This is a genomic window from Xenophilus sp. (assembly GCF_044462705.1).
GTDB lineage: Bacteria > Pseudomonadota > Gammaproteobacteria > Burkholderiales > Burkholderiaceae_C > Xenophilus > Xenophilus azovorans.
This window is the reverse complement of sequence record NZ_JBIQNC010000291.1, coordinates 1-4,707: the sequence shown is the minus strand read 5'-3', so window position 1 is coordinate 4,707 and position 4,707 is coordinate 1. Positions and strand designations below refer to the sequence as shown.

Below are 4,707 nucleotides of genomic sequence, written 5' to 3'. Positions count from 1 at the left end.
CGTGGCCTCGTCGGCCAGCGGCGGCACCATGCCGTGGGTGCCGCGGGCCAGCTGCACTGGCTGCCCTGCCAGCGCGCGCACGCGGTCGAGCAGCGCCCAGGCGTCCACCGCCGCGCCGAGGTGCAGCCACAGCGGCAGCGCGCTCGCCTGCGCGGCGGCGCTGCCGAGCACGGCGCCGGCCCAGCGCGGGTGCGAGGGCGACCAGGCCAGTTCGCCCCAGCGCTCGGCGATGCCGTCGGCGTCGGCCCAGTCGATGTCGAGGACGACGATCCGGCTGTCGGCGACCCGCCCGCGCGCGACGACCTGCCCCTCGCGGTCGCGCCAGCGCTTGTCGTGGCCGCGCAGGCACTCGCACGGCCGGCCGGCGGAGACGGTGCGCAGCAGCGTGCCGGGCGGCGCCTCGGTCATCGCGCGCAGGCCGGCGGGCAGCAGCCGCTCGCGCAGCACGACGCGCCCGTTGCCGCCGCTGCCGGGGTCCAGCGCATGCAGGGTCACGCGGCGCTCGGGTGCCTCGTCCTCGCCCAGCACGGCGCTGGCCGGCCGGGCGCCGAAGGCGGTGCGGGCCACGTACAGCCGCGCGCCGCCGTTGGCGAAGAAGGCGCGCACCGCGTGCGCGACGTGGTGGGTCCGGGGCTCGGCGTGCGCCGCGCCGCCGATGAAGCGCAGCGGCTGGCAGCCGCCGTACAGGCGCTCGAAGTCGGCCGCGCTGTGCAGCAGCCGCGGCCGCACACCCAGCGGCCCGCGGCGCGTCGGGCCGACGAAGGCGGCGGTGGCGGTGTCCACGCGCTCGATGCGCGGCCCGGGGGGCGTCTCCTCGACGTACACGCCCGGCGTGGTGACGGTGGCCATGTTCAGCCGCCCTCCTGCGCGGGCGCGCCGGCCGGGACGGGCGAAGGCGTGGACGGAACGGCTCTCATGGCGGATGGGCGCCGCAGGGCGCCCGCCATTGTGGCCAGCGGCCGGCGGGCTGCCCATCGGCCGGACGGCCGAGGCGCGTCAGCGGCCGCGGCCGGCCGCGCTGCCCTGCCGTGCCCGCTGCGCCTCCTCGCGCCGGCGGCGCAGCTCCGCCTCGGCGCGGCGGCCGGCGGCCAGCCAGGCGGCGAACTCCTTCACCGTCTCCAGCGTGATGCGCCCGATGGCGCCGCCGCGGAAGTCGGTGATCAGCGCCTCGGCCGCCTTCTGCGCATCGACCCGGCCGCCCGAGACGATCGCGCCGCGGCGCCGGCCGACGGCGTCGAGCAGGGCCTCGTCGGGCTGGTCCGCGACGGGCTCGCCGTCCGGCAGGCGGTAGCGGGCGCGCAGCGCCTCGGCGTAGTGCGTCTTCAGGTAGGCCAGCAGCTCCAGCGCGACTTCCTCGTCGTCGTAGGCATTGCGGCCGACGGCGCCGCTCACGGCCAGGCGGTAGCCGCTCTCGGGCACGATGATCTTGGGCCACAGCATGCCCGGCGTGTCGTAGAGGTAGAAGTCGTCGGCCAGCAGGATGCGCTGCTCCTGTTTGGTCACGCCGGCCTCGTCGGCGGCCTTGGCCTGGCGCTTCAGGCTGAGTGTGTTGATGAGGGTGGACTTGCCCACGTTGGGCACGCCGCAGATGAGCACCCGCATCGGCTTGGCCAGGCCGCCGCGGCCGGGCGCCAGGCGGTGGCAGGCGTCGATGATGGCCTTGCGCTGCGCCGGCGGGGTCTGGCTGGCGTCCAGCGCGATGGCGCCGGTCTCGCTCTGCGCCTGGTAGTGGGCCAGCCACTCCGCCGTGCGCTGCGGGTCGGCCAGGTCCTGCTTGTTGAGGATCTTCAGGCGCGGCTTGTGCGCCGTCATGCCGGTCAGCGCGGGGTTGGCGCTGGAGCCGGGCAGGCGCGCGTCGAGCAGCTCGATCACGACGTCGGTGGTCTTCACGCGCTCCGCAATCGCCTTGCGGGTGGCGTTCATGTGACCGGGGAACCATTGGATCGGCATGGGCGGGCGGGAAAGAGGCGGTGCGGGAAGCGGCCGATTGTCCCTGCTGGCCCGGCGGGCGCGTTTTTTTGATGCTGCGCCAACCCCATCCGGCCGCGTCGCGCGTGGAAGGCGGATCGTCCACTTCCTCTTGAAAGCGCCGACCATGCCGTCCCTCCTTTCCCCCACCCTGCGCCTCGCGCCCCTCGCCGCCCTGCTCGCCGCCTCGGCCGCCGCCGCGCAGTCCCCCGCCGCGTCGCGCATCACGCAGGTGAAGGTCTACCCCGGCAGCGCCACCGTGGAACGCGTGGCGCAGGTGGCGGCCGGCAGCCGCAGCATCCGCTTCGACTGCCTGCCGGCCGGGCTGGACCCGCAGAACCTGCAGCTCAACAGCGATGACGCTACGGTGCAGATCGGCGAGGCCTCGGTGCAGACCGGGCCGCGCTCGCTGTCGGCCGCCTGCGCCGCCAGCCCGCTGGACGAGCGCATCCGCGCGCTGGAGGACCAGAAGGCCGCGCTGGCGGCGCAGGCCGACGCGCTCGGCTACGTGACCGGCTACCTCCAGGGCCTGGGCGGCGACGGCGAGCGCCGCCAGGCCGCCCCCGGCGCGGCGGCGCTCGCCGCCACGGCCGAGGCGCTGCGCCGCACCGGGGAAGAGGCGCTGCTGCGCCGGCACCAGCTCGCGCGCGGCCAGGCCGACATCGACCGGCAGCTGCAGCCGCTGCTGGCCGAGCGCCGCCGCGCCCAGGGCGACGGCGACGCGAAGGTGAGCAGCGTCACCGTGACGCTGCACGCCCCGCGCGAGGCGCGGCTGCGGCTGGCCTACCAGGTCGCCGGTCCCGGCTGGACGCCCGCCTACCGCGCCGCGCTGGACAGCGCCACCGGCCAGGTGCGCATCGAGCGCCAGGCGCTGGTGGCCCAGGCCACCGGCGAGGACTGGCGCGGCGTGAAGCTGGTGCTCGCCACCGGCCAGCCGCGCCGCGGCACGGCGGGCCGCACGCCGCCGCCCTGGCAGGTCGGCCTGCAGCCGCCGCCGTCCGCCGCCAAGGAGGAAGCGCGGCTGCGCCGCGCGATGTCGGCGCCCGCCGCCGCGCCCGTAGCGATGGCGCAGGCCGACACGGCCGCGCCGTTGTTCGACGCCAGCGTGTTCCAGGGCAGCTTCGCCACCGAGTTCGCCGTGCCGCAGCCCATCGACGTGCCCTCCGGCGGCCAGCGCGTGGCGATGACGCTGGAGCGGCGCGAGGCCGCGGCGCAACTGGCCGTGCGCATCAGCCCGCGCGAGGAGGCGGCCGGCTACCTGGTCGCCGAGTTCGACGCGCCGGAGGGCGTGTGGCCCGAGGGCGCGCTGCAGCTCTGGCGCGACGGCGCCTTCGCCGGCACCGGCCGCTGGACCGCGCCGGCGAACGCCGACGGGCCGGCGCGCATGCAGTTGTCCTTCGGCCGCGACGAGCTGGTGCGCGTGCAGGCCGAGCCCGAACGCGACAGCCGCGGCAGCGGCGGCTTCGTCGGCAGCCGCGCCGAGCGCCGCGTGCAGCGCGCCTATGTGGTCGAGAACCGCCACCGCACGCCGATGGCGGTGCAGGTGCTGGAGGCCGCGCCCGTGTCGGTGGACGACGAGGTGAAGGTGCGCTCGCAGTTCAGCCCGCAGCCGGCCGAGCGGGACTGGAACCGCCAGCCCGGCATCGCGATGTGGCGCGCCGAGCTGGCGCCGGGCCGGAGCGCGCGCTTCACCGCCGAGCACACCATCGCCTACCCGAAGGACGCGCAGCTCAGCGGCCGCTGAGCCGCCGGCGATCGCTGGCGCAGGCTGAACCGAGCGTCAGCCATCGGCCTACGCCCGGGCCGCGGCGCAGCGGCGACGCTGTACGCCATGCCAACCCGACACGCATTCGGCTTCGTGCGCGCCGGCGGCGTCGACCAGGTGGTCTTCCGCAGCGGACAGGACATCGCCCGGCTGGGCGATCTGGACCCGAAGCTGTGGGTCGCCCTCGCCTGCCCCGTGCAGGGCCTGGAGCTGGACGCCCGCACCCTCGCCCTGATCGACGCGGACGGCGACGGCCGCATCCGCCAGCCCGAACTGGTCGCCGCCTGCGAGTGGACCTGCGCGCAGTTCGCCGACCCCGACGTGCTGCTGCGCGGAGGCGACCGGCTGGCCGCGCACGAGCTGCGGGCGGACAGCGAACTCACGGTGGAAACACGCCGCGTGCTGCGCACGCTCGGCCGCCCGGAAGACGGCGAGCTGACGCTGGCCGACGTGACGGCGCGCCGCGAGCGGCTGGCGGGCCTGCGCTTCAACGGCGACGGCGTCGTCACCGTGCAGACCGCGCACGACGCGCCGGCGCAGCAGGCGATCTCGCGCATCCTCGCCAGCCACGGCGCCGCCCGCACGGTGAAGGACCGCAGCGGCGAGCCCGGCGTGGACCGCGCCATGGCCGAGGCCTTCTTCGCCGACGTGCAGTCGCTGCACGCCTGGCACGCACGGCTGGCCGCGGACGAGGCCGCGCTGCCGCTGGGCGAGCGCACGCTGGACGCCGCGCGGGCCGTCGAGGCGGTGCGCGCCAAGGTGGACGATTTCTTCGCCCGCTGCCGCGTCGCCGCGTTCGACGCGCACGCCGTGCCCGCCCTCAACCCCGCGCCCGACACCTATGCGGCGCTGGCCGGCGACGCGCTGGCGGCCGATTCGCCGGCACTGGCCGCGCTGCCGCTGGCCGCCGTCACGCCGGCCGGCGTGCTGCCGCTGGGCGGCCCGGTCAACCCGGCCTGGACCGCCGCGCTGGA

The 4,707-nt window shown here is 76.8% G+C and carries 2 protein-coding genes and 2 pseudogenes; 2 read left to right on the top strand and 2 right to left on the bottom strand.

The window, feature by feature from the left end; genetic code table 11:
- Both ACIY1X_RS24925 and ylqF read right to left on the bottom strand, forming a co-directional pair.
- A pseudogene (locus ACIY1X_RS24925) lies at positions 1–849 on the bottom strand (hypothetical protein); the annotation flags it as partial.
- A 147-nt stretch (positions 850–996) separates the two neighbouring features.
- A complete protein-coding gene (ylqF, locus tag ACIY1X_RS24920; RefSeq protein ID WP_399685965.1) occupies positions 997–1,950 on the bottom strand; it encodes a ribosome biogenesis GTPase YlqF in 954 nt (317 codons plus the stop codon).
- Between the two features lie 145 nt (positions 1,951–2,095).
- Between ylqF and ACIY1X_RS24915 the strand changes: the two genes are divergently transcribed.
- Both ACIY1X_RS24915 and ACIY1X_RS24910 read left to right on the top strand, forming a co-directional pair.
- Entirely contained in the window at positions 2,096–3,712 is a 1,617-nt protein-coding gene (locus ACIY1X_RS24915; protein WP_399685961.1) for a DUF4139 domain-containing protein, read from the top strand.
- Positions 3,713–3,799: 87 nt separating this feature from the next.
- Positions 3,800–4,707, top strand: a pseudogene (locus ACIY1X_RS24910) (hypothetical protein); the annotation flags it as partial.